We start from the raw sequence: 2119 nt of genomic DNA, 5'->3' as shown, positions 1-2119 counted from the left end.
GCGATCGCCTCCGGATCCCGCGCCACCCGAGCCTCGAACAGCTCCGGCAACGACGCCACCGGAACATCCCGCGCCGTATCGATCCACTCCCCCAGGACCCGACGCCGCTCGGCCGCCGACAGGACGTCGACCCGGCTGACCGGCTTGGCGGGTTCGGCTGCGACCGCTTCCAGAACGCGTACGAACCGGCCCGCGATGTCCTCCGCCGTCGCCCGGTCGAAGAGGTCCACGGCGAAGGTCACAGCGCCGCGCAGGCCTGCCGGGGTGCCGAAGGCGTCGAACCGCTCGGTGAACTGGAAGTCGAGGTCGAGCTTGGCCGCCAGCTGCCCCGGGGCCACCTGCTGCACCTGGATACCGGGCAGGTCGAGGACGGTCTGCGCGTTGTTCTGGAGGGTGAGCATGACCTGGAACAACGGGTGGCGTGCCATGGACCGCACCGGGGCCAGGTCCTCCACCAGCCGCTCGAACGGGACGTCCTGATGCGCGAACGCCCCCAGCCCCGTCTCCCGCACCCGGCCCAGCAACTCGCGGAAGCTCGGGTCCCCGGACAGGTCGGTGCGCAGCACCAGGGTGTTGACAAAAAAGCCGATCAGGTCGTCGAGGGCGTCGTCGGTGCGTCCGGCGATCGGTGTCCCGATGGGGATGTCCGTGCCCGACCCGAGCCGGGACAGGACCGTTGCCAGGGTGGTCTGGAGCACCATGAACAGGGTCGCGCCCTCGGCGCGGGCCAGTGCGGCGAGGCGCTGGTGGAGGTCGGCCGACACGCTCAGTTCGACGGTGTCGCCGCGGTGCGTGGCCACGGCCGGCCGCGGCCGGTCGGCCGGCAGGGCCAGCTCCTCGGGCAGACCGACGAGGGTCTGCCGCCAGTAGGTCAGCTGCTCCGTGAGCACGCTCTCCGGGTCGTCCTCGTCACCCAGCAGGTCGCGCTGCCACAGGGTGTAGTCGGCGTACTGGACCGGCAGCGGAGCCCACGCCGGTTCCGCACCCTTGCAGCGGGCGGCGTACGCGCTCGACACGTCCCGCGCGAGCGGTGCACGCGACCAGCCGTCGCTCGCGATGTGGTGGATCACGAGGAGGAGGACATGCTCCTGCGGTCCCGTGGCGAACAGCCACGCGCGCAGCGGTGCCTCGGCGGACAGGTCGAAGGTGTGCGCGGAGCTCTGCGCCAAGGCGTCCATCAGGACCGCGTCATCGCACGGGCCGAGCTCGACGACCGTCAGGAGGCCGCCGACGGCCTCCACGTCCAGTATGCGCTGGCGCGGTTGCCCGTCGACGGCGGGGAACACGGTCCGCAGGACCTCGTGCCGCTCCACGACGTCCCGCAGGGCCGCCCGGAGTGCCTCCCGGTTGAGATCGCCCGTCAGCCGCAGGGCCATGGGCATGTTGTACGTCGGGTTCGGGCCTTCCAGCTCTCCCAGGAACCACAACCGCTGCTGCGCGAACGACAACGGGATCATCAGAAGTCCTCCTGCCTAGGCCTCGGCCGCAGTGCAGGCCTGGCTTTCTTTTGCGAATCGAGCCGGCCCGCGAGCCCGGCGACGGTCGGGGTCTCGAACAGGGCGCGAATCGGGATCTCGGCGCTCAGGGTCGAGCGGATACGGCTGACCAGGCGGGTGGCCAAGAGCGAATGACCGCCCAGGTCGAAGAAGTTGTCGTCCAGCCCCACCTGTCGCACTCCCAGCACCTCGGCGAAGAGGCGGCACAGCGCTTCCTCGCGTGGGGTGTTGGGCGCACGGTAGGAGGCACCGGGGGTGAAGTCCGGTGCGGGCAAGGACTTCCGGTCGAGTTTTCCGTTGACCGTCAGCGGCAGGGAGTCCAGGGCGACGATCGCCGAGGGCACCATGTACTGCGGCAGGGAACGGGACGCGTGGCCGCGCAGTGCGGTGACGTCCACGGGTCCCGCGTCGGCCGCCGGGACCACGTAGCCGACGAGCCGCTCGTCGCCGGGCTGGTCCTCGCGCACCACCACGGCCGCGTGGGCGACCGCGGGGTGCGTCATGAGGGTGGCTCGGATTTCACCGAGCTCGATGCGGAAGCCGCGGATCTTGACCTGGTCGTCGGTGCGGCCGAGGCATTCGAGTCGGCCGTCGGTGGTCCAGCGGGCGAGGTCGCCGGTGCG

General features: G+C 71.1%; 2 protein-coding genes. Both read right to left on the bottom strand.

Going from position 1 to position 2119, the window contains the following annotated elements; translation table 11 throughout:
- A partial coding sequence (locus AB0469_RS41075) for a condensation domain-containing protein (RefSeq protein WP_366456721.1) occupies positions 1–1457 on the bottom strand: 1457 nt, incomplete at its 3' end.
- Positions 1457–2119: phosphopantetheine-binding protein (locus AB0469_RS41070; RefSeq protein ID WP_366456720.1), on the bottom strand; the 663-nt coding region annotated here is incomplete at its 5' end. The genes AB0469_RS41070 and AB0469_RS41075, both read right to left, overlap by 1 nt.

It is taken from the genome of Streptomyces sp. NPDC093801 (assembly GCF_040701585.1).
Taxonomy (GTDB): domain Bacteria; phylum Actinomycetota; class Actinomycetes; order Streptomycetales; family Streptomycetaceae; genus Streptomyces.
This window is presented reverse-complemented; position numbering and strand designations above follow the sequence as displayed.